The sequence below is a fragment of the Bordetella avium genome (assembly GCF_034424645.1).
Classification (GTDB): domain Bacteria; phylum Pseudomonadota; class Gammaproteobacteria; order Burkholderiales; family Burkholderiaceae_B; genus Bordetella; species Bordetella avium.
This window is the reverse complement of record NZ_CP139969.1, coordinates 3,384,014-3,404,585: the sequence shown is the minus strand read 5'-3', so window position 1 is coordinate 3,404,585 and position 20,572 is coordinate 3,384,014. Positions and strand designations below refer to the sequence as shown.

At 62.0% G+C, this 20,572-nt stretch carries 19 protein-coding genes and 1 tRNA gene; 12 read left to right on the top strand and 8 right to left on the bottom strand.

Annotated elements, in window-relative coordinates; all coding sequences use genetic code 11:
- Positions 1-86: 86 nt before the first annotated feature.
- Positions 87-1,496: an amidase gene (locus U0029_RS15695; protein WP_012415987.1), complete on the bottom strand. Its 1,410-nt coding sequence runs from the start codon at positions 1,494-1,496 to the stop codon at positions 87-89.
- Positions 1,497-1,543: 47 nt separating this feature from the next.
- Entirely contained in the window at positions 1,544-2,770 is a 1,227-nt protein-coding gene (locus U0029_RS15690) for an amino acid ABC transporter substrate-binding protein (protein WP_012415988.1), read from the bottom strand.
- A 119-nt stretch (positions 2,771-2,889) separates the two neighbouring features.
- On the opposite strand from U0029_RS15690, the gene U0029_RS15685 reads away from it, so the two are divergent.
- From U0029_RS15685 to U0029_RS15665, 5 genes are all read left to right on the top strand, one after another.
- The gene (locus U0029_RS15685) at positions 2,890-3,816 is read left to right on the top strand and encodes a LysR family transcriptional regulator (RefSeq protein ID WP_039051978.1); all 927 of its coding nucleotides are present in this window, start codon (positions 2,890-2,892) and stop codon (positions 3,814-3,816) included.
- Positions 3,817-3,912: 96 nt separating this feature from the next.
- Positions 3,913-4,902 (top strand): branched-chain amino acid ABC transporter permease, encoded by a 990-nt coding sequence (locus tag U0029_RS15680; protein ID WP_012415990.1) that lies wholly within the window; start codon positions 3,913-3,915, stop codon positions 4,900-4,902.
- A gap of 10 nt (positions 4,903-4,912) precedes the next feature.
- Entirely contained in the window at positions 4,913-5,794 is an 882-nt protein-coding gene (locus U0029_RS15675) for a branched-chain amino acid ABC transporter permease (protein ID WP_012415991.1), read from the top strand.
- A gap of 13 nt (positions 5,795-5,807) precedes the next feature.
- Positions 5,808-6,515: an ABC transporter ATP-binding protein gene (locus U0029_RS15670; RefSeq protein ID WP_012415992.1), complete on the top strand. Its 708-nt coding sequence runs from the start codon at positions 5,808-5,810 to the stop codon at positions 6,513-6,515.
- Between the two features lies 1 nt (position 6,516).
- Positions 6,517-7,257, top strand: a complete 741-nt coding sequence (locus tag U0029_RS15665; RefSeq protein WP_012415993.1) for a branched-chain amino acid ABC transporter ATP-binding protein — start codon at positions 6,517-6,519, stop codon at positions 7,255-7,257.
- Between the two features lie 114 nt (positions 7,258-7,371).
- Here the strand turns inward: U0029_RS15665 and U0029_RS15660 are convergent, their stop codons facing one another.
- Both U0029_RS15660 and U0029_RS15655 read right to left on the bottom strand, forming a co-directional pair.
- Entirely contained in the window at positions 7,372-8,208 is an 837-nt protein-coding gene (locus U0029_RS15660) for a metallophosphoesterase (protein WP_012415994.1), read from the bottom strand.
- Positions 8,209-8,242: 34 nt separating this feature from the next.
- A complete protein-coding gene (locus U0029_RS15655) occupies positions 8,243-9,187 on the bottom strand; it encodes a DMT family transporter (protein ID WP_114851628.1) in 945 nt (314 codons plus the stop codon).
- Positions 9,188-9,256: 69 nt separating this feature from the next.
- On the opposite strand from U0029_RS15655, the gene U0029_RS15650 reads away from it, so the two are divergent.
- The gene (locus U0029_RS15650; RefSeq protein ID WP_012415996.1) at positions 9,257-10,033 is read left to right on the top strand and encodes an AraC family transcriptional regulator; all 777 of its coding nucleotides are present in this window, start codon (positions 9,257-9,259) and stop codon (positions 10,031-10,033) included.
- A gap of 363 nt (positions 10,034-10,396) precedes the next feature.
- Positions 10,397-12,313: an FUSC family protein gene (locus U0029_RS15645; protein ID WP_114851629.1), complete on the top strand. Its 1,917-nt coding sequence runs from the start codon at positions 10,397-10,399 to the stop codon at positions 12,311-12,313.
- A gap of 407 nt (positions 12,314-12,720) precedes the next feature.
- On the opposite strand, the gene U0029_RS15640 is transcribed toward U0029_RS15645, so the two are convergent.
- Positions 12,721-12,796: transfer RNA gene (locus U0029_RS15640), tRNA-Phe, on the bottom strand.
- A 284-nt stretch (positions 12,797-13,080) separates the two neighbouring features.
- Between U0029_RS15640 and hemA the strand changes: the two genes are divergently transcribed.
- The 5 genes from hemA (at position 13,081) to U0029_RS15615 (ending at position 17,270) form a co-directional block, all read left to right on the top strand.
- Entirely contained in the window at positions 13,081-14,355 is a 1,275-nt protein-coding gene (gene hemA, locus U0029_RS15635) for a glutamyl-tRNA reductase (RefSeq protein WP_012415998.1), read from the top strand.
- Between the two features lie 80 nt (positions 14,356-14,435).
- Positions 14,436-15,518 carry a peptide chain release factor 1 gene (gene prfA / locus U0029_RS15630; RefSeq protein ID WP_039051975.1) on the top strand — a complete coding sequence of 361 codons (1,083 nt, stop codon included), beginning with the start codon at positions 14,436-14,438 and terminating at the stop codon, positions 15,516-15,518.
- Between the two features lie 5 nt (positions 15,519-15,523).
- Positions 15,524-16,333 (top strand): peptide chain release factor N(5)-glutamine methyltransferase, encoded by an 810-nt coding sequence (gene prmC, locus U0029_RS15625; RefSeq protein ID WP_012416000.1) that lies wholly within the window; start codon positions 15,524-15,526, stop codon positions 16,331-16,333.
- 40 nt (positions 16,334-16,373) lie between these two features.
- On the top strand, positions 16,374-16,700 hold the full coding sequence (gene grxD / locus U0029_RS15620; RefSeq protein ID WP_012416001.1) for a Grx4 family monothiol glutaredoxin: 327 nt from the start codon (positions 16,374-16,376) through the stop codon (positions 16,698-16,700).
- Positions 16,701-16,703: 3 nt separating this feature from the next.
- Positions 16,704-17,270, top strand: coding sequence for a UbiX family flavin prenyltransferase (locus U0029_RS15615; protein WP_012416002.1), 567 nt, complete (start codon positions 16,704-16,706; stop codon positions 17,268-17,270).
- 9 nt (positions 17,271-17,279) lie between these two features.
- Here U0029_RS15615 and U0029_RS15610 read toward each other — a convergent pair whose 3' ends face one another.
- The 3 genes from U0029_RS15610 to U0029_RS15600 form a co-directional block, all read right to left on the bottom strand.
- Complete coding sequence (locus tag U0029_RS15610) at positions 17,280-17,768, bottom strand: DUF934 domain-containing protein (protein WP_012416003.1); 489 nt, start codon at positions 17,766-17,768, stop codon at positions 17,280-17,282.
- Between the two features lie 8 nt (positions 17,769-17,776).
- On the bottom strand, positions 17,777-19,501 hold the full coding sequence (locus U0029_RS15605; protein WP_114851630.1) for a nitrite/sulfite reductase: 1,725 nt from the start codon (positions 19,499-19,501) through the stop codon (positions 17,777-17,779).
- Between the two features lie 214 nt (positions 19,502-19,715).
- On the bottom strand, positions 19,716-20,366 hold the full coding sequence (locus tag U0029_RS15600) for a carbonic anhydrase (protein ID WP_012416005.1): 651 nt from the start codon (positions 20,364-20,366) through the stop codon (positions 19,716-19,718).
- Between the last annotated feature and the right edge of the window lie 206 nt (positions 20,367-20,572).

Sequence of the window (20,572 nt, the reverse complement as noted above, 5' to 3'; positions counted from 1 at the left end):
TAGTCAGCGCTGCCGGCTCGCCGCTTTACTGCTTTGGCTAGCCAGCTTTGCGCCGCGTGGGCTGGCCGCGCGGCGCAGCGCAAGGCTTAGAGCCCGGCGCCAGCAAGATCGGGTTGGCGCAAATGCCAGTCCGTTTCTTGTTGAAAGCTCATGCCGATTCGGCCCAGGCGGTCTTCTGCGAAGGGGGCGCCCATCAGTTGTACGCCAATCGGCAGCCCCTCGCTGCTGAAGCCGGCCGGCAGGGCCAGCCCAGGCGCGTTCATATAGTTGCCGGGCCGGGTGAAGGCGGCCAGGGGAGTCGACAATTCGTCTGCCTCTTCGACGCGGCAGGCTGCTATGGGCAGGCAGGGAGTGATCAGCGCATCGAAATCCGCAATCCAGCTTTGCCAGGCCTGGCAGGCCTCGGATTGCGCTTGCAGGGCTTCGATGTAATCGGCTGCGCCGATCTGTTTTCCGTTCAACACCCGCGCCCGCACATGCGGCCCGATGGGCAGTTCCATGTCCTCGATGTAGCTGCGATGCAAGGCATAGGACTCCGCTGCGATGATCTGGCCATTGCGCAGCATCATCTCATGGAAGTCGAAGGGCAGTGCCGGGTGTTGGATTTCGGCCCCCAGGTTTTGCAGAACACGGCAGGCCTCTTCAAAAGCTTGCAGCGTATCGGCCTCGATCGGCAGGGGGAATTGCGTGGGCGACATCATGGCGATGCGCATGCCGCGCAGCGACCCGCCGGGAGCGGGGCAGTGGAAGGCGGGTTGATGCAGGGTCAGCGGATCGCGTGCGTCGGGGCCGGCCAGTACGGCAGTCAGCAGCATGGCATCGCGGGTGTCACGCGTGAGCGGACCGATGGAGTCCAGCGATGTCGAAAGGGGTACGGCGCCATACAGGCTGATCAGACCGCGAGTGGTCTTCAGGCCGGTCACACCATTGAGTGCGGCAGGAATACGCACCGATCCGCCGGTATCGGAACCCAGTGCTGCGGGGACGAGTCCGGCGGCAACCGCCACACCCGAGCCGCTTGATGATCCGCCCGGAATGCGCGCATGCTGCATATCCCAGGGGTTGCGCGGCGTGCCCAGCAGGGGATTGGTTCCCCAGCCGCCGAAGGCGAATTCGACCATCTGTGTCTTGCCCAGAATGACCATACCGGCATCGAGCAGGCGGGTGACGGCGGTGGCCGTGACCTCACTGCGGCGTTGCCGCCAGGCGGCGGACCCGCCTGTGGTGATCTGGCCTTCGATGTCGCACAGATCTTTGACGGCAATGGGCAGACCGTCCAGCGGGCTGAGTAAGCCATAGCCTGAGCGCCGGCGCGCGTCGGCGGCCTCGGCCAAGCGCAGAGCGCCCTCACGGTCCACGCTGGCGAAAGCGTTCAGCACCGGGTTGGCCCGCTCAATGCGGTCCAGGAAGTACCGCGCCAATTCCACCGAGCTGTAGCGACCTTCAGACAGCCCTAGGGCCAGCTCGCTCAGCGTGGCAAATGCAATGTGAGACATGTTTTCCTCAAGTTGAGGCGCCGACCTTAAGGCCGGCGCCAGCAGGGTTAACGCTTGTTCCAGTTCGGAGCCGGGAAAACAGGCTTTTCAGTGGCGACGTCCAACGGCCACACGGGCACCATGCCCTTGCCGGGCTGGAGCTGTACGACGGGGAAGGGCATTTGCAACTGCTTGCCCGTTTCGTCGATGGCGTAAGGACCGGCCATGACGGTCACTTTGCCGGACAGGTCCAGCGATGCCTTCTTGAGCGCGGCGGGGTCCGTCGAACCGGCCTGCTTGACGATTTCCTCGGTGAGTGCGCCGGCGCCATAGGCCAGTGCGGTCTGGAAGTCAGGCGGAAACTCGGCCTTGGGGAACTTCTTGTCGTAGGCGGCCGCGAACTGTTCACGGTTAAGGCCTGCATTGACCTTCCAGTTAATCGCCGGATGGTAGTTGGTGTGGCTGTAGATGTAGTTGGAGTCTGCGCCGATGGCCTGGAACTGCGGCGTCGAAGCGTACACCATGAAAACGTAGGGGAAGTTGATATCCAGCTGCTTGAGCTGGCGGGTCATGCTGATCAGATCGCCCTCATACGAGGTCGGCACCAGTGCTTCGGCGCCTGCAGCCCGCGCTTTTTGCAGCAGGGTGCTGAAGTCCTTCTGGCCCTTGGGGTACTTCTCGAACATGACGACTTCCATGCCGTTCTTGAGGGCCTGCTCGCGCCCGCCCTCGGCCAGACCAGCAGGGAAGGGCTCGTCGGCATAGATCAGCGCGACCTTTTTCACGCCGAGTTTGGCAGCCTGCTCCATGCTGGCGCGCAGCATCGCAGACACCGGCATCTGCGTGCCGGAAACCATGTTTTTGAAACCCTGTTTGTAGAGGTCATCGCTGGCGGCGGACCAGACCATCATGTATTTGCCCAGACGTTCGGTGACCGTGGCGGCTGCGGCCGTCAGGGTGGAGCCAAAGGGGGCGAACACCAGATCGACCTTATCGTCCGCGATCAGGCGCTCGTACACGCGGGTGACCATTTGCTTGTCGCTGCGGTCGTCCAGCTTGACCAGTTCAACGGGATATTTTTTTCCCTTGATTTCGATACCGCCGCGGCTATTGACGTCATCGACCCAGAGCTCGACGCCACGCACGCCCGATTGCGAGGCGAGTGCGAAGTTGCCCGTCGAGGACACGGTCATGCCGATACGGATTTTGTCGGATGTTTGCGCCGAGGTGGGTGCTGCGGCGGCAAGCGCGAGCGCGAGGGCTGGCAGGCGGGTCAACCAGAGTTTGGCAAGCATGAGTTGTCTCCAATCGTTATAAATATGCGGTCCCGGCTCGGTTCGCTCAGGAGCCCAGGATCGTGTCCTAAGCGATAATTGCTCAAAACACGGTAAAGCGTATAACAAATAGGCATGGAGTGCACGTCTTGAATAAATTGAACTATCGGCAGACCGAGATGCTCTGGGCCATCGTGATGGCCGGATCGATCAGCGGCGCCGCCCGTTTGCTCAATATTTCGCAGCCCGCAGTGAGCCGGATGCTGGCCCATACGGAGAAAGCGATAGGCGTAGCGCTGTTCGAACGGGTGCGCGGCAAGCTGCGCCCGACCTTGCAAGTCCGTAGCCTGTTTGAGGAAATTGAGAAAACGCAGCGCATGATGCAGCGCGTCAATGACTTGGCCGATAGTCTGGCCGGGGAAGGCTCGGCGATATTGCGGCTGGTTTCCATTCCCAGTCTGGCGCAGTTTCTGGTGCCGCGCGCCGTGGCGCGTTTCCAACAGCATCGCCCCGATATGTTGTTGCGTCTGAACACGACGGCGTTGCCGCTGCTGATCGGCGAGGTGTTGCAGGGCGAGGCCGAGCTGGGCTTGGTGGTCATGCAGGCCGAGCACCCTTTTCTGGTCTCGGAGCAGCTATACGTGGGCCGCATGGTGGCCGCTATCCCTAAGAGCTATCCCCTGGCGGCGCGGGCAAGCGTCAGTCTGGCGGATCTGTCGCCCCATCCGCACATCCTTGTGGGAACGCGCATGCCCTACGGCATGCTGGTTCAAGGGGCGTTTGAGCAGGCGGGTCTGCCCTGCCGCATGGTGGCCGATGTGCCCTGGAGTCAGTTGGCCTGTGCGCTGGTCAGCGCCGGGGTGGGCATTGCCATCGTAGATGAATTCACTGTGATGCCGGGTGCTTTGCCCGACGTGGTGATCGTCCCCCTGGACGAGAATATTCCCCTGACGGTGTCGGTGGTTTATGCCAGCAATCGCGAGCCTTCTTTGATTGCCCGGCAGTTCATCCAGGAGCTGAAAGGCGTCCTCGACGAGGTGTTTCCCGTTAGAAAAATGCCGAAATAAGGGTTAGTCCTTAACTTGCAGTTATGGTTTTAACTGTTCATAATCGCCTCCAAATAAAGCAGCCGATTCATCCGAGTCGGTCCGGAGGAAGACAATATGAGCAGCAGTCCCACCTTGGCGGTGGCCGCGTCGCATCGCGCGCAGGATATGCACGCGATTCGTTTGCGTACCCGCATAGCCGTTACCCTTTTCGCCGTATTAGCGATCATTCTTGCCGTGGTGCCTGCGGCGACATCGAATATTTCCTTCGCCTTTTATCTGATGCTTTGGATAACCATGGCCAGCGCCATGAATATCTGCGTCGGTTTCACGGGCTACCTGCCCTTTGGCTATGTGGTGTTTTATGGCGTGGGTTCTTACGCCACAGGCATCTGCTACAAGATTCTGGGCTGGCCGATATTGCCCTCGCTGCTTGCTGCGGGGGGCGTGGGCGTGGCCATCGCCATGTTGCTGGCGCCGACCTTGCGTTTGCGCGGGGTGTATTTCGGCATCGTCAGCCTGGCGCTGGCGACCATCGTCAAGCTGGTGATCTCCAATCTGCCGCAGTCTTTCACGGGCGGCAGCATGGGCATCATTCTGTCCAACGCCAACAATCCCACGCATAGCTATTACGCCATGCTGATCGTGATGGCGGCCACGCTGGCTGTCGTGACCTGGCTGTCGGTGTCCGGGCTGGGCCGTGCGCTCAAAGCCATCCGCGACGATGACGGCGCGGCCGCCTGCGTAGGCATTCATGTGCCGAACACGCGTCTGAAGGCCTGGCTGCTGGCTGCGCTCTTTCCGGCATTAGCCGGAGGTATCGAGGCTTGGTACACCAACGTGGTCGATCCGGAATATGCCTTCCATGTGCTGATCACCGCCAAGAGCATCATCTATGCCATGGCGGGCGGCTTTGGCACGATTCTCGGTCCGGTTGTCGGGACGCTGGCGCTCCTGGGCATCGATCACGTGATCTGGCAGAAATTCCCCGTGGTGAACCTGCTCTTGCTGGGTTTGATCATTGTCCTGCTGATGCTGTTCCTGCCACGCGGCATTGTCGGCAGTCTGCTCAAGCGCAAGCCCGAACTGCGCCGCTACATTGCCTGAGGAAGCTGTCATGACCGGTTTGATTATTCAAGGCCTGATCAATGGCCTGATCCTGGGCGCCATCTATGGTTTGATCGGCGTCGGCTTGAACGTGATTTTTGGTGTCCTGCGCGTGGTGAACTTCGCGCATGGCGAGTTTCTGGTGCTGGGCGCTTATTTCGCCTACTACCTGATGGAATATGCCGGCATCAATCCGCTGATTGCGCTGCCGCTTTCATTCGCCGTGTTTTTCCTGGCGGGTTATCTGCTGTATTTCGTGCTTATCCCGCGTCTGTCCAAGGCCGAAGATCCCGAAATGAGCTCGCTGTTGCTGATGTTTGGCGTGTCTATCATGCTGGGCGCCATCATGCTGCTGGCCTTTGATGCCGACGCCCGCTCGCTGCCCTTTGAGATGGAGCCGGTGTTTTTCAAGTTTGGTCAGGTGATCATTCCCACGGTACGCCTGCTGGCTTTGGTGATTGCCTTGGCCATCATCGCCGCACTCACGGTATTCCTGTACCGCAGTCAGGTGGGCAAGGCGCTGCGCGCCATCATCATGAACCGTGACGCGGTGCGTATTGTCGGTATCAACGCGCAGCGTTTGTCGGCTGTCGCTTTCGGCCTGGGCTTGGGCCTGGCTGCCGCCAGCGGCGTCTTGGTGGCCATGGTGTTTCCTTCGTTCTCGCCCTTTATGGGCAATGACTACACCCTGATCGGCTTTATTGTCATCGTGCTGGGCGGCCTGGGGCATCCCGTCGGCGCGCTGGTGGGTGCCTTGTTGTTCGCGATCACCGAACAGGTTTCGGTCGTGTTCTTCAATCCTTCGATCGCCACCATTCTGGGCTTTGCCTTGATGGTTGCCATGATCTTCATTCGTCCCAGCGGTCTGTTTGGCCGTCAGGCGCTGCGCTGATCGGGAGACCACCATGTTGAAAGTCAGAAATCTCAAGAAACGCTTTGGCGGGCTGGTGGCTTTGCAGGGCGTAGATGTGGATGTGCCGCGCGGCGCTATTCTGGGCGTAATCGGCATGAACGGTTCGGGCAAGACCACGATGCTCAATTGCATCAATGGCCTGTACACGCCTGATGAAGGACGCATCGAACTCGATGGGCAGGACATCGCTGGCAAGCCGGTCCACGAAGTGGCCCGGCTAGGCGTGGGCCGGACCTTCCAGGTGCCGCGTATCTTCCGCCAGCTCAGCTTGCTGGACAACCTGGATGTGGCTCAACAGCATACCGGGCGCAGTGCCGATGACCGCTATGCGCAATCGGAATATTGGTTGAACAAGGTGGAGCTTTACCGCCTTCGGCACAACTACGCCGAAGAGCTGTCTGGCGGACAGCAAAAACTGGTAGAGCTGGCGCGCATTATGGCGGCGCGCCCCAAAGTGGTGTTGCTGGACGAGCCTTTTGCCGGGGTCAATCCGGCCTTGGCGCAGCTGCTTATCTCCATCATCCGTGACATGCCTCGGGAACATGATTGCTCGGTGGTGCTGGTTTCGCACGACCTGACGTCGATCTATCAGTTGTCCGATCACATCATTGTCATGAACGAAGGTGCCATCCTGACCCAGGGTGATGCCGATCATGTGCGCGCCGACCCCCGGGTGGTCGAAGCCTATCTGGGAGCTTGAGATGAGCAACGCGATACTTGCGCTGGAAGACGTTACCGTGGCCTATCACGGTGACATCACCATTTTGAACCGCATCAATGTACAGGCCCGTCAGGGCAAGGTCACGGGCGTGATTGGGCCCAATGGCGCCGGCAAGTCCACCGTGCTGAAGACGCTGTTTGGCTTTTTGCCACTGCGCACGGGCCGCATTACTTTGCGCGGCGAAGATATCAGCGCCCAGCCCTCGTTTGAACGGGCACGCCATGGCGTGGCCTTTGTGCCGCAGCACCGCAGTCTGTTCGGCGAACTCTCGGTGCACGACAACCTGCTGCTGGGATGCTGGCCTTTTCGCAAGGACAAGCACCGTGTGCGTGAGCGCATTGATTCGGTGTATGACCGCTTTCCGATCCTGGCACAAAAGCGCCATGATCCCGTATCCAGCATGAGCGGGGGGCAGCAGCGTTTTGTCGAGTTCGGCCGCGCCCTGCTCATCGAGCCCTCGGTCATCCTGCTGGATGAGCCCACCGCGATGCTCGCACCTAAGATTTCCAAGGAAATCTACACCTTGATCCGGGGTTTTGCTGATGAGGGGATGACGGTAGTGCTGGTCGATCAGAACGTGCGGCGCTGCGCCGAGATTTCCGACTATATGTACATTCTGGAGCTGGGACGCAACAAGGCCGAAGGTGGCCGTGAAACCTTTGCTGAAGGCGGTGGCCTGCGCGAAATGGTGGCGTCCTGGATGGACTACAAGATCGATTGATTTCCTGTGCCGGCCGTGCGGGCTGTGCATTTTTCAGCGAGGGCAAGGTTTCGCCGATTCCTCGCGACGGCACTTTCGGGTGCCGTTTTTTTTGTCTGCGGCGGACGATGGCGATCAATCTGGCCGTCTGTCGGGGACCTCGATCACGCAATGAGGCAGAAAGTGCTTTTGCTCGCCTTTGCGGCGATAACCCAGCGGATTGGCGACGACGCGGCAGCGGCGCCCGGTGGCCGGGTCTTGCACGACATAGTCATGGGGGCAGTGCAGGTGGCCGTGCAGCCATAGATCCGCCTGCGCGAGTAAATCATCGAGGGCATTGCAAAAACCGGCCGTGCCCGGTGTCAGGCCATAGCGCGGATCGGCGCTGCGCAAGCTGGGGGCGAAATGGGTGATCGCGACGGTCGGCCCGTCAAAGGGCTGCGCCAGGGTTCGGCGCAGCCATGCCTGGCTTTGCAGGCCCAGTTCACGCAGCGCTTCGGCCAGCATGGGCTGCCCTTCATTATCCAGCGTGGTGTTCTTGCTCAGGTAGAAGTTGGCCGCGCGATAGGCCTTTTCCAATTGCTGGCGGCGCAGGGTCTCGGTCTTTTGCGTGATAGCCAAGGCCTCGAAGTCCGTCCATAGCGTAGCGCCAGCAAAACGCACGCCGTCGAGCACCAGGGTTTCGCGTTCCAGCCAATAGATGTTCAGCCGTTCGCAGACCGCGCGCATGCGTTCGGTCGCGGCTTGATAAGCTAGGCCGTCGAATTCATGATTGCCCGGCACGAAGATGACAGCAGGCGGACGCGCCGCCATGAAACGCCCTAGACCGAAATCATCGCCGGGCAGCTGTGATCCGGCCTGATAAGAGCCGATGTCACCGGCCAGGACCAGTACGTCAGCCCCCGGAGCGGGCGAAAACTCGAAGTCCGGGTTGGCCTCGAGATGAATGTCGGAGAGCAGTTGGATGCGCATGTCGCTAGTGTAGAGGCATGCGCATCGGGCTTGATCAAGCGCGGGAAACCTCGGGTCGCAGCGTGCGCAGCGGGCGGCGCAGCAACTGGGCCATCAGCACGCCAGCCAGCGCCGCGCCACCGCCCATGAGGTGGTAGGCCTTCAGGCTTTCACCGAACATGCCTACCGCAATGGCCGCAGTGAATAGCGGCAGCAAATTCATATACATCGCGCAGCGGTTGGGGCCCAGTAGTTTGACGCCCTGCATCCAAAGCACCGGCAGCAAGACCGAGGCGCAGAGTCCGGCGTAGGCGATGAGCGGCAGGCTGGCGTGCTTAGGCAGGGCGGCTTCGGCAGGCAGGCGCATTGTCAGCAGGCCCATGATGATGAATGCCGTAATGCCTTGCACATAGTTCGATTGCCATGTGGGCAGCCCCACCTGCCAGCGTTTGAGCAGCACGCCATAAAGCGCATAGGCCAGACTGGCGGCCAGCATCAGCAGATCGCCTGCGTGGGCGCCGCCGCTTAGCAAGACGCCTGGATTGCCGCCGCTGATCAGGTAGACCAGTCCGCAGAAAGACAGCACGCCGCCTGTCAGCATGCCCAGCGTGGGTGTCTCGCGCAGCAACAGCACCGACAGCAGCATGGTCAACAGAGGCACGAGCGAAGTCAGGATGGCCATATTGGTAGCGGTGGTCGTGTGCGCGGCCTCATAAGACAGGCATTGAAACAGCACCATGGATAGAAAGCCCAAAAAGGCCAGGCGCAGCAATTGCGGCCGGATCATCGCCCTGTTACGCCAGGCCGGTCTGGCTACAAAAAGACTCATGACGGCCACGGCCAGCACCAGCCGCCAGAAGGTGATGGCTAGCGGATCGATGCTGCGAGCCGAGAGCTTGGACACGATAACGTCGCCAGCCCAGAGCAGGATGGCCGAAACGGGATACAGAAAAGAGAAGGCGGGCATGGCATGCGGGGAGAACGACGAGAGAGCTGCCATCCTGCGCGAGTCCGCCAAGTCTGTCCCACGCTAAAATGTCGATAGTTATCGTAAAAGTGACAAATAGACATGTTGGCGCAACCGGCTCACGACATCCATCTGGCGTTTGAGCGCACCGAGCATCCGGTGGCGGTGCTGGCGGCCGACTATCCGCAGGGCGCGCGCATTCCGCGTCATTGTCACCGGCGTGCGCAGCTGCTCTATGCGGTCGAGGGCGTGATGATTGTCGAAGCGCGCGCCGGCCGCTGGGTGGTGCCGCCTACGCGTGGGGTGTGGCTGGATGCGGGTCTGGAGCACAGGGTGCGCATGAGCGGCAGGGTGAAGATGCGCACGGTGTTTGTTGAGCCGGATGCTGTCGCTCATCTGCCGCAGGGCGGCTGCGTGGTCGAGGTGCCGCCTTTGCTGCGCGAGCTGATTCTGGCCGCGGCGCTATTGCCGCTAAGCTATGAGGATACCGGCCGGGATGGCCTGCTCATGCGTTTATTGCTGGCCGAACTGGCCGCGATTCCGCGTTTGCCGCTCTATCTGCCCTGGCCGCAGGATAAGCGTTTGCGCGCCTTGTGTGACGCGCTTTCCCGCGATCTGGCTCAGGTCCATGAGGCGGCATATTGGGCAGAGCAGATGCAGGTGTCCACGCGCACCCTGCATCGCGCGTTTTTGCGCGAAACCGGCATGACATTTGGCCGCTGGCGCCAGCATGCCCGCCTGCTGTCTGCATTGGAAAGATTGGCGCATGGCGAGAAAATACTCAGCATCGCGCTGGATCACGGCTATACCAGCCAGAGCGCTTTTTCCGCCATGTTCAAACAGCATTTCGGCGTGCCGCCCTCGGCTTTCTATACCTAGCCGCCGCGCTGCTCGTAAGCGCCGTCTCTTATCTGCGCTGACGTCGGGGCGGTTTTCGAGCCATGCGGCAGGTGGCGGCAAGATCATGTCGCCTGTGTGCTCAGGCTAAAGAAGAATGGGCTTCGCCAGGCCTTGCCCCCTGCTGCATCGCAAGCGAGACGTTCCGCAGCCGCTGCGTCCTGGGGTAGAGCGGGGCAGGCAGGCCCATCCGAGACGCTTCACAGGCGAATTCATCCGCAGCGGACGCGGGCTGGCCGATAAGCCCGGGCGTGCGCGTTCTCCGATGCCGCATAATGTTGGCCGGGTCCGGCGCGCTGGCCGGGATGCAATTTCTGAATTGAATGCTCTTTCTGGAACGCTCGCATGCATAGCTCCTCTCCGAGTCAGTCTTCGGCATTGATGCGGCCTAATGCTTGGCTCAAGGAGCTGACGCGCCTGAAACCCGCCCATTGGCGCTGGGGCCGCTCGATTCGCGTGGCCCTGGGCATGGCAATTCCGCTGGGCTTCGGGCTGGCGCTGGACAATATAGCCAGCGTACTGTTCATCGCCATGGGCGCGATGTTGCAAGGGGTGGGCGAGCGAGATGCGCCTTATGCAGTCTTGTTCAAGAAGGCGGCTATCTCAGCGCCGCTCGGAGCGGTGAGTTTTCTGCTCGGCTATCTGAGCGCCCTGCCCTTGGGTGTCATGGTCGGCGTCATGGCCTGTGTCGCCTTTGTATCGGCCATCATCAGCAGCTATAGCGCCGCCCTGTCGATCGGATGTCTGCAACTGCTGGCCATGGGGGCGGTGTTCATCGGCAATCCCGAGTTGGCGCCTTATTGGCCGACCGGCTGTATGTTGCTGCTGGGTTCGCTGCTTTATATGGTGCTGCTTGCGCTGGAGGCGCTTTTTTATCGGCAGCGCCCGGATCGTGACATGACGATCAACCTCTTGCGCGCCCTGGCCGAACTGGCTCGCTCCCGCGCCGAGGGGCGGGTCGAGAGCGCCCGACAGCAAGTCACCGATCAACTGGCGGCGCTTTATGGTCTGCTGTTGCAGCGCCGCTCCCATGCCTTGGGCAAGAACAATCATTTGAATCAGGCCGATGCCTTGTTCGCCCTCTTGATGTCCAGTTCCGACCCGCAGGCGCTGCGGCAGGCGCATGACCAACTGCAAAGCATGGCGCGTGCCTATGGCGCAGGCAGCGACGATCCCATTGCAGAGAGCGCCGATGCCGCACAGCCCCTGTCCGCCACGATCGCGGCCTTGGGGCAGGCGTTGTGGGGGCGTACCGCGCCTGCCAGCCTTACCCTCGGTGCCCCCGAGCCCGTGCATCGCCAAAGCCGCCTGGCCCTGCTGCTGGACAAGCTGACCCCTGGCCGCCAGGTCGTGCAGCCGGCCTTAGCGCTTGCGCTCTGCACTGGTCTCGGATATTCGCTGTATTGGATCGACGATAAAAGCCATTGGTATTGGGTGCCCATGACGGTGTGCATTGTCATGAAACCTGATATGGGTTCCATTTTCGGGCGTACCGTATTGCGCTGCCTGGGCACGGCTGGCGGCGTCGTGGTCGGTAGCGCCATCCTGGCCTGGTTGCCGCCAGGGCCGCTCTTCGCCTTGATCATGGTGCTCATTGCCGCTGTCATGCCCTGGATGGGTCAGCGTTCCTATGCGCTTTTTTCCTTGGGCCTGACGCCTCTCGTGCTGGTGCTCATCGACGCCGTCAGTCCCGAGACCCACGGCGTTAACTATGCGGTGCTGCGGCTGATCGACACGCTGCTGGGGGCGGCCATCGTTCTGGTGTTCGGTTATCTCATCTGGCCGCGCAGCCAGGACCGCCAGATGGAGAGCGCCTTTCTGGTCGCGCGCCGGCAGATTGCCGCCTATCTGCGCGCCTCGCTCGACGCGGCGGGAAATCGCGATGCGCCCCAGGTCCATATCAGTCGGCGGCAAGCCTATGGCGCCCTGTCCAATATGCGCACCCGCTTACAGCAGGCTCTGGGAGATCCGCCGCCCGCCGGCCGCGAGGCGGCCGCCTGGTTTCCGCTGCTTGCCGCCGCCGAGCGCGTTTGCGACGCCATCACGGCTTATTCATCCCAAGTGCATCCCGCACCGGCCGAGCAGGACGTGCGCCAGCTCCAGGAACTGGCCCGCGTTATGGATGTCGGCCTGGATGATCCGGGCTGGAAACAGCTGGACGATAGGGTGCCGGACACCTCCCCCGAAGCCCGTCTGATCACCCAGATCCGCAGCGAACTGCGCCAAAGCCGCAGGATGGTGGAGCCAGGGCAGGGTGTTTGAGTGGCGCCAGGTTTTCTGGCGGCGAGATCGCGGCTCTCCGCTGTCGCCGCAGGCGGCCAAGGGCAGGCAGGGGCAGGCAGGGGCAGGCAGGGGCAGGCAAGGGCGCGCGTGTGGATGGACACGCCCCTACGGTTTAGAAAGGTTCGTCACGAACTAACGTCGCGCGGCCCATGCCGGCGCTTGCATCGAAGCCGCTATGGGCTCCAGACCGCTATGCCCACTGCTATGCCCCAACACCGCCTGCGCTAAGGCTAGGCTGCCTCGGCGTTCAGCCGGGATGCTGCGGTGGTGCTTCCTGCGGCGGTGCTTCCATCCCCCGGTTTTCAAAAGCATGATCAGCGCTAAAAACAAAAGCCCCGCCGCATGGTGCGACGGGGCTGCTTTCTGAATCTGCTTTTTGAATCTTTTGGTGGCCTGGGGCGGAATCGAACCACCGACACAAGGATTTTCAATCCTCTGCTCTACCGACTGAGCTACCAGGCCAACCGAGACCGAAACTATACATGAAAAAATCGGTGCAAGCACGTTGTCTGGCACTTTTTTTCATGATCAGGCAAAAAAATCCTGAAGTTTCGTCAGATTTTGCTTATATATTGAGCAAATGCGGGTGAAAACCGGGCTGGCGGGAGCAGGGTGGGCGTTGCGATGATGTTGTGCGGGCGCAAACAATGGGGAAGGCCGTGCGGTGGGGGCGTCTGTCTCGGCTTGCGCGGGGGGTATAATCTTGACTCTGGCTGTTCTCACTTGGCAGCGTTTCCCTACTCCTGATGTCAGTCGCAGTCCTTGCCTTCGGTCTGAATCACACCTCGGCGCCGGTTTCGGTGCGCGAGCGCGTGTCTATGCCCGTTGATCTGGTCAAGCCGGCATTGGCGGGCCTGCGTTCCGCTTTTGGCGGCGCGGTGCGCGAGGCGGCGATTTTGTCGACTTGTAATCGCACCGAGGTGTATTGCGCGGCCGACGCCGCCGTGGCTGAGCAATTGCCTATCTGGCTGGCCGACCATCACTGCATGGAAGCGGGCAGCCTGCATCCTCATTTGTATCGTCTGCACCAGAACGATGCCGTGCGTCACGCGTTTCGTGTGGCGAGCGGGCTGGATTCCATGGTGCTGGGCGAGCCGCAGATTCTGGGGCAGATGAAGGACGCGGTGCGCGCCGCCGAAGAGGCCGGCTCACTGGGCACTCTGCTGCATCAGTTGTTCCAGCGTACGTTTGCGGTGGCCAAGGAAGTCCGTTCGCAGACCGAGATCGGCGCGCATTCGGTGTCGATGGCGGCGGCGGCGGTGCGTCTGGCCGAACGCGTGTTCGGCGACCTGGGTCAGGCCCGCACGTTGTTCATCGGCGCGGGTGAGATGATTGAATTGTGCGCGACGCATTTCGCGGCGCAGCATCCGCGTTCGATGGTGGTCGCTAATCGCACCGCCGAGCGCGCCGAGTCCCTGGCCGGCCGTTTTTCGGCGGGCACCATGAAGCTGGCCGACCTCACCGAGCGTCTGGCCGAGTTCGATGTGGTGGTGTCCTGTACGGCCAGTTCCCTGCCCATATTGGGTTTGGGAATGGTGGAGCGGGCGACGCGCCAGCGCCGCCACAGGCCGATGGTCATGATCGATCTGGCGGTGCCGCGTGATATCGAGCCCGAGGTCGGCCGCCTGGACGACGTCTATTTGTATTCCGTCGATGATCTGGGCCGCCTGGTCCAGTCGGGCACGGATGCCCGCCGCGCTGCGGTGGTGCAGGCTGAGGCCATTATTGAAACCCGCGTGCAGGGTTTTATGCACTGGATGCAGTCCCGCGAGGTGGTGCCTGTGATTCGTGGCCTGCATCAGGCCGCCGAAGATGTGCAGGCCGCCGAACTGGAGCGCGCCCGCCGCCTGTTGGCGCGCGGCGAGTCGCCGGAAGCGGTGCTGGAGCAGTTGGCCCATGGCCTGACGCAGAAGTATCTGCACGGCCCGCTGGCGGCCTTGAACCGCAGCGCGGGCGACGAGCGCAAGCAGTTGCTCGCCTGGATGCCGCGTCTGTTCCCCGGCCGCGACTCCCGCCGTTAGCTGTTGAACCGCGTTCTGTCCTGACCGCGCGGCCTTGCCCGTGCGCGCTTGTTTTTTCCTCTTTTTTTCCGAATTCTTCCATGAAATCCTCCATGCTCGGCCGCCTGGAACAGTTGGCCCACCGCCTGATCGAAGTTGATGCGCTTTTGGCCGACCCGGATTCGGCAGGGGATATGGACCGTTTTCGCAGACTGTCGCGGGAACGCGCCGAGCTGGAGCCTGTGGTGCTGGCCTTCAATGCCTTTCAGAGCACCCAGGCCGACCTGGCCACCGCGCAGGAAATGCTGGCCGATCCCGAAATGAAGGCGATGGCCGAAGAGGAGATCAAGGCGGCGCGCGAGCGCATCGAAGTCCTCGAGGGCGAACTCCAGGTGTTGCTGCTGCCGCGCGACCCCAATGACGGGCGCAGCCTGTTCTTGGAAATCCGGGCGGGCACGGGGGGCGACGAAAGCGCGCTGTTTTCGGGCGATTTGCTGCGCATGTATTCGCGCTATGCCGAGAGCCAGGGTTGGCGCGTCGAGATCATGTCCGAAAGCCCTTCGGAGCTTGGTGGCTACAAGGAGGTGATCGCGCGTATCGACGGCGATGGCGCCTATGGCCGTTTGAAATTCGAGTCGGGCGCGCATCGTGTGCAGCGGGTGCCGGCGACCGAGGCGCAAGGCCGGATTCACACCTCGGCGTGCACGGTGGCCGTCATGCCCGAGGCCGATGAAATGAACGATATCGTCATCAATCCGGCGGATCTGCGCATCGACACCTTCCGCGCCAGCGGCGCGGGCGGACAGCATATCAACAAGACGGATTCTGCCGTGCGTATCACTCACTTGCCGACTGGCTTGGTGGTGGAGTGCCAGGATGACCGCTCGCAGCATCGCAACAAGGATCGCGCCATGCAGGTGCTAGCCGCGCGCTTGAAAGATAAAGAGCTGCGTGAGCGTCAGAGTAAAGAGGCCGCTGAGCGCAAGAGCCTGGTGGGCTCGGGCGACCGCTCCGAGCGGATTCGCACCTATAACTATCCGCAGGGCCGCGTGACGGATCATCGCATCAACCTGACGCTGTACAAGCTGCAGCAGATTCTGGAGGGCGATCTCAACGAGCTGACCGGGGCCTTGCTGGCCGAGCATCAGGCCGAGCAGTTGGCTGCGCTGGGCGAGGACATCTGAGCGTTATGCAAATCAAAGATCTGTTGCAGGATCGCCGTTTGCCGCGTCTGGAGGCGCGCATGCTGGTCGAACAGGTCTGGCGCCAGTCTCGGGCCTGGTTGCTCGCGCATGACGACGACGAGGCCCGTCCGGATCTTGTGGCGGCTTATGAGATGCTGGCGCAGCGCAGGCTGGCCGGCGAGCCCATGGCCTATGTGATCGGCGAGCGGGAGTTCATGGGGCATGTGTTTCAGGTTACGCCTGCGGTTTTGATTCCGCGCCCGGACACGGAAACCCTGGTCGAGGCCGCGCTGGCGTTTCTCAAGACGCGGCCGCAGGCCCGGGTGCTGGATTTAGGTACCGGCAGCGGCGCTATCGCCGTGTCGATTGCGCTGGCCTGCCCGCAGGCCGAGGTAAGCGCTACGGATCTCAGCGCCGAGGCGCTCGCGGTGGCGCGCGGCAATGCCGATAGGCTGGGCGTGCGCCTGCATCTGGCTCAGGGTAGCTGGTTCGCCGCGCTGGACGCCGATGCGCGCTTTGATCTGATTGTGTCCAATCCCCCGTATATTCATCGTAATGATGCGCACCTGGCGCAGGGTGATCTGCGTTTCGAGCCCCGTGGCGCGCTGACGGATGGCGCCGACGGGCTGGCCGCCCTGGCCGAAATCGCCCTGGAGGCGCCCGGGCGTTTGCTGCCGGGGGGCGCATTGTGGATGGAGCATGGCTGGGATCAGGCGGCTGCCGTCCGGGCTTTGTTACAAGAGGCCGGCTTGCGCGATGTGGCAAGCCAGCCCGATCTTGCCGGAATCGAGCGGATTTCCGGCGGCTTTCTATAATGATGCGTGTGTTCCGCTTATTCCTTTTGCGAGTTTATCCATGAGCGACGTCCAGAATTTCATCCGTGATACCGTCACCCAGCATCCCGTGGTGCTGTTCATGAAGGGCACGGCGCAGTTTCCGCAGTGTGGTTTTTCGGGCCGCGCCATCCAGATTCTGAAGGCCTGTGGCGTCAAGAAGCTGGTCACGGTCAACGTGCTGGAAGATGATGAAGTCCGCCAGGGCATCAAGACCTTCTCTAACTGGCCCACGATTCCGCAGCTGTATGTGCAGGGCGAGTTCATCGGCGGTTCCGACATCATGAACGAGATGAACGAAAGCGGTGAGCTCAAGACACTGCTGGATCAATCTGGCGCGACGGCCTGATCGATGCGCAGGCTGGTTGTCGCTATCACGGGCGCCACAGGCGCCCTGTATGCCGTGCGCATGTTGCAGGTGCTGCGTGGTGTGGAGGATGTGGAAACGCATCTGGTGGTCTCGGCTTCCGGCGTTTTGAATATCCAGCATGAAATGGATATCACTCGCCAGGAAGTGCAGGCGCTGGCCGACCATGTGTATGGCGTGCGCGACGTGGGCGCCACACTGGCCAGCGGCGCCTTCGCCACGGCCGGCATGGTCATCGCGCCCTGTTCCATGCGCACGCTGGCCGCAGTGGCCCTTGGCCTGTCTGACAATCTCATTACCCGCGCGGCGGACGTGACGCTCAAGGAGCGCCGGCGTCTGGTGATGCTGGTGCGCGAGACACCCTTTAATCTGGCTCATCTGCGCAATATGACGGCGGTCACGGAAATGGGCGGCATCATTTTTCCGCCGCTGCCGGCGTTTTATCACCGGCCCGCCAGCATCGAGGAAATGGTGGACCATACGGTCGCTCGTGTCCTCGAGTTGTTCGACATCCACGTGCCCGGCCCAACCTGGGAAGGCACGCGTCCCTGAGCGCCGCGGCTAGGGGGTCGGGTAGGTCTGCTGGTAGCGCACGCTGAAGGTGCTGAAGGCCTGGAGCGCCTGCTCCGGGTCGTGGCCGGCCTTGAGCAGAAAGCTGTCGAAGCCGACACGCGCCTGGTAGTAAATCGTGTCTATCATCACATCGCCCACGGCGCGCAGCTCTCCTTGCCAGCCATAGTCCCGGCGCAGCCACTGCGCCAGGGAATAGCCGCGCCCGTCGGTATAGACGGGAAACTCGATGGCAATGAAGGCGGGGGGCGTTCTGGCCAGGGTCTGGCCGAGGTCTTTCAGTTCGGCATCCGGACCGAGTTGCAGGCCGACAGGATGCTGGCGGGCAGCCAGCGCCTGGTGCTGGGCAAGCCACAGGGGCAGGTTCACGCTCCAGCCGGCTTCGTCAGGCGGCAGGCTGTTCTGGGGCTCGTGCAGCCGCCATGCGTTGTTTTGCAGCCGGCCTTGGCGGATAAGCTGGGGCAGAGAGAGGGCAATCATGGCAGGCCTCAGGCTTGGGCGGTTTCGCGGGGCTTGGCTAGCAGCGGATCGGCGTAGACATCTTTTTTGAAGGGATCGATGCCGACACGGTCCACGACGTCGATGAAGCGCTCCAGCTCGCTGTCGCGCAAGCCGAGGTAGGTGCGAATCAGGCGGTCTACGACATGGGCGACCTGTTCGCGGGCGAACGACGGGCCGATGATGCGGCCGATAGCGGCGCCGCCGCCTCGGGTCGAGGCGAGGTCCGTCAGGGGGCGCGCGCCGCCGTTCTGGCGGCCGCCGATAGTGACCTGATACCACTCTTCACCGGCCTTATCCACGCCCAGAATGCCGATGTGGCCGATATGGTGGTGGCCGCAGGAGTTGATGCAGCCGGAAATGTTCAGATCCAGTTCGCCAATCTCGAACAGATAGTCCAGGTCGTCGAACTGCTTTTGGATGGCCTCGGCGACCGGGATGGAGACGGCATTGGCCAGTGCGCAGAAGTCTCCGCCCGGGCAGGCGATGATATTGCTCAGCAGCCCGACATTCGGCGTGGCCAGATTGAGCGCCTGCAACTCGCGCCACAGGGCGGGTAATTGTGCGCGCTGCACATCGGCCAGAATGAGGTTTTGTTCGTGCGACACACGCAGTTCGCCAAAGCCATAGCGTTCGGAGAGGTCGGCTGCGGCGTCCATCTGGTCGGCGGTGATGTCGCCGGGAGGCACTCCGGTAGGCTTGAGTGACAGGGTCACGGCCGCATAGCCCGGCATCTTGTGGGCATGCACGTTGGTGCGCAGCCAGCGCGCGTAGTGTTTGTCCTGCGCCGCCAAGGCGGCATTGGGGTCGGTGGTGCTCTCTTGATAGGCCGGCCATATGAAGCGGCCCGCAATAGTGTCGAGCTGCGCTTGCGTGAGGGTGTCGGGGCCATCTTTGATGCGCAGCCATTCCTCTTCGACCTGCCGCGCATAGGCTTCGGGCGTGAGATCTTTCACCAGGATTTTGATGCGGGCCTTGTATTTGTTGTCACGGCGGCCGTGCAGGTTGTAGATGCGCAGCGCCGCCTGCAAATAGGTCAGCAGGTGTTGCCAGGCCACGAAAGGCTTGATCAGGTGGCCGACCATCGGCGTGCGGCCCATGCCGCCGCCTATCCAGACACGAAAGCCCAGTTGTCCGTCCTGTTCGATGGCCTGCAAACCGATGTCGTGCACGCCCACGGCGGCGCGGTCTTCAATGGCGCCGCTGACGGCGATCTTGAATTTGCGCGGTAGAAAAGCGAATTCCGGGTGCAGTGTTGACCATTGGCGAATGATTTCACACCACACCAGAGGGTTGACCAGCTCGTCGGGCGCGATGCCGGCGAAGTGGTCGGTGGTGGTGTTGCGTATACAGTTGCCGCTGGTCTGGATGGCGTGCATCTGCACTTCGGCCAGCTCGCCCAGAATCGCGGGCACGTCTTTCAGTGCGGGCCAGTTGAACTGGATGTTCTGGCGCGTCGAAAAATGGCCATAGCCGCGATCGTATTTACGGGCAATATGGGCCAGTTTACGCAGTTGCCGCGCCGCCAGCATGCCGTAGGGGATGGCCACGCGCAGCATGTGTGCATGACGTTGTTCATAAAGCCCGTTCTGCAGACGCAGCACGCGAAAGTCGTCCGCGCTCAATTGGCCGCCGAGAAAGCGGCGCGTCTGTCCGGCAAACTGGGCCACACGCTCTTTGACGAGCTGCTGGTTGACGGGGTCATACACATACATGATGGGGGCCCTGGATGGCCGGCGCGCCGGCGTCAAAAAGCGCCTGTGCACGCCGCCAGGCGCTATAGCGGAGAATTGCACATAACCGTAGCCGCGGGCTGATTCTGCCGTCTAAGTCTTTGTGGTTATATGAATATAGGGTCGCGCCGCTTACATCCGGGCCCGGCCGCGATGCGCGCAGCACATCGCGGCAGTGCTCTAATACGCTGCCGGCTTAATGCTGCGGCAGGCTGTCAACGCAGGGCGAGAACGCGCCCGAAACCGGGTCGCGCACAAACAGCACGCCCGTAGCCACGCCGAAATAGCAGCCGTGCAATTGCAGCGTTCCCTGTTCCACGCGGCGGCGGATCGAGGGGAAGGTCATCAGGTTGTTCAGACTGTGGCCGATGACGGACAGCTCCAGGCGCTTGAGGTCCTGGGTGCGGTCGCCGGTGCTCTCGCCCAAGGCATCCGCCACGGGGGCGATTTGCGACATCCACTTGCCGATGAAATTCATCTTGGACAGGGGTTCGGCGTGGTCGTAATAGGAGCGGATACCGCCACAGGAGGCGTGGCCCATGACCACGATGTGCTTGACGGCCAGGCCGTTGACAGCGAATTCGATGGCGGCGCTGGTGCCGTGGTAGGAGGACTCGGTGTCCGGGTCGCAAGGCGGCACCAGGTTGGCGACGTTGCGCACGACGAAAAGTTCGCCCGGACCCACGTCGAAAATCGCCTCGGGCGACACGCGAGAGTCACAACAACTGATGATCAGGATTTCCGGTTGCTGGCCTTTTTCGGCGAGCGCTTCGTAGCGGTTGCGTTCGGCGGGAAAGCGGCCTTGGAGAAAGGCCTGATAGCCGTCGGTAAGTCTTTTGGGAAACATGGTCGTATCCTGCGGTTATTGCCCCTCGGACACGGTGGAGTGGCTTGTCGCCGCGCCGGGTCCGATGTGGCGGGTTCGGGACCATCGCCATTTTCCCACATCAGCTCTGCGCTGAAAAATGGCCCAGACCGAGGCGCCGCAACAAGACGCCCAACTCGGGAGACGGAGGCTTGCCGCAGGCGGCCCGCCGAGCCTTGCTGGCCGGC

Bases quoted from the DNA above. Each gene is read 5' to 3' on its own strand.
- prmC (WP_012416000.1), top strand. From the start codon at position 15,524: ATGCAAATCAAAGATCTGTTGCAGGATCGCCGTTTGCCGCGTCTGGAG.
- U0029_RS15600 (WP_012416005.1), bottom strand. From the start codon at position 20,366: ATGTTTCCCAAAAGACTTACCGACGGCTATCAGGCCTTTCTCCAAGGC.
- hemA (WP_012415998.1), top strand. From the start codon at position 13,081: ATGTCAGTCGCAGTCCTTGCCTTCGGTCTGAATCACACCTCGGCGCCG.
- U0029_RS15605 (WP_114851630.1), bottom strand. From the start codon at position 19,501: ATGTATGTGTATGACCCCGTCAACCAGCAGCTCGTCAAAGAGCGTGTG.
- U0029_RS15670 (WP_012415992.1), top strand. From the start codon at position 5,808: ATGTTGAAAGTCAGAAATCTCAAGAAACGCTTTGGCGGGCTGGTGGCT.
- prfA (WP_039051975.1), top strand. From the start codon at position 14,436: ATGAAATCCTCCATGCTCGGCCGCCTGGAACAGTTGGCCCACCGCCTG.
- U0029_RS15695 (WP_012415987.1), bottom strand. From the start codon at position 1,496: ATGTCTCACATTGCATTTGCCACGCTGAGCGAGCTGGCCCTAGGGCTG.
- U0029_RS15680 (WP_012415990.1), top strand. From the start codon at position 3,913: ATGAGCAGCAGTCCCACCTTGGCGGTGGCCGCGTCGCATCGCGCGCAG.
- U0029_RS15615 (WP_012416002.1), top strand. From the start codon at position 16,704: ATGCGCAGGCTGGTTGTCGCTATCACGGGCGCCACAGGCGCCCTGTAT.
- U0029_RS15660 (WP_012415994.1), bottom strand. From the start codon at position 8,208: ATGCGCATCCAACTGCTCTCCGACATTCATCTCGAGGCCAACCCGGAC.
- U0029_RS15655 (WP_114851628.1), bottom strand. From the start codon at position 9,187: ATGGCAGCTCTCTCGTCGTTCTCCCCGCATGCCATGCCCGCCTTCTCT.
- U0029_RS15675 (WP_012415991.1), top strand. From the start codon at position 4,913: ATGACCGGTTTGATTATTCAAGGCCTGATCAATGGCCTGATCCTGGGC.
- U0029_RS15610 (WP_012416003.1), bottom strand. From the start codon at position 17,768: ATGATTGCCCTCTCTCTGCCCCAGCTTATCCGCCAAGGCCGGCTGCAA.
- U0029_RS15690 (WP_012415988.1), bottom strand. From the start codon at position 2,770: ATGCTTGCCAAACTCTGGTTGACCCGCCTGCCAGCCCTCGCGCTCGCG.
- U0029_RS15665 (WP_012415993.1), top strand. From the start codon at position 6,517: ATGAGCAACGCGATACTTGCGCTGGAAGACGTTACCGTGGCCTATCAC.
- U0029_RS15645 (WP_114851629.1), top strand. From the start codon at position 10,397: ATGCATAGCTCCTCTCCGAGTCAGTCTTCGGCATTGATGCGGCCTAAT.
- grxD (WP_012416001.1), top strand. From the start codon at position 16,374: ATGAGCGACGTCCAGAATTTCATCCGTGATACCGTCACCCAGCATCCC.
- U0029_RS15650 (WP_012415996.1), top strand. From the start codon at position 9,257: ATGTTGGCGCAACCGGCTCACGACATCCATCTGGCGTTTGAGCGCACC.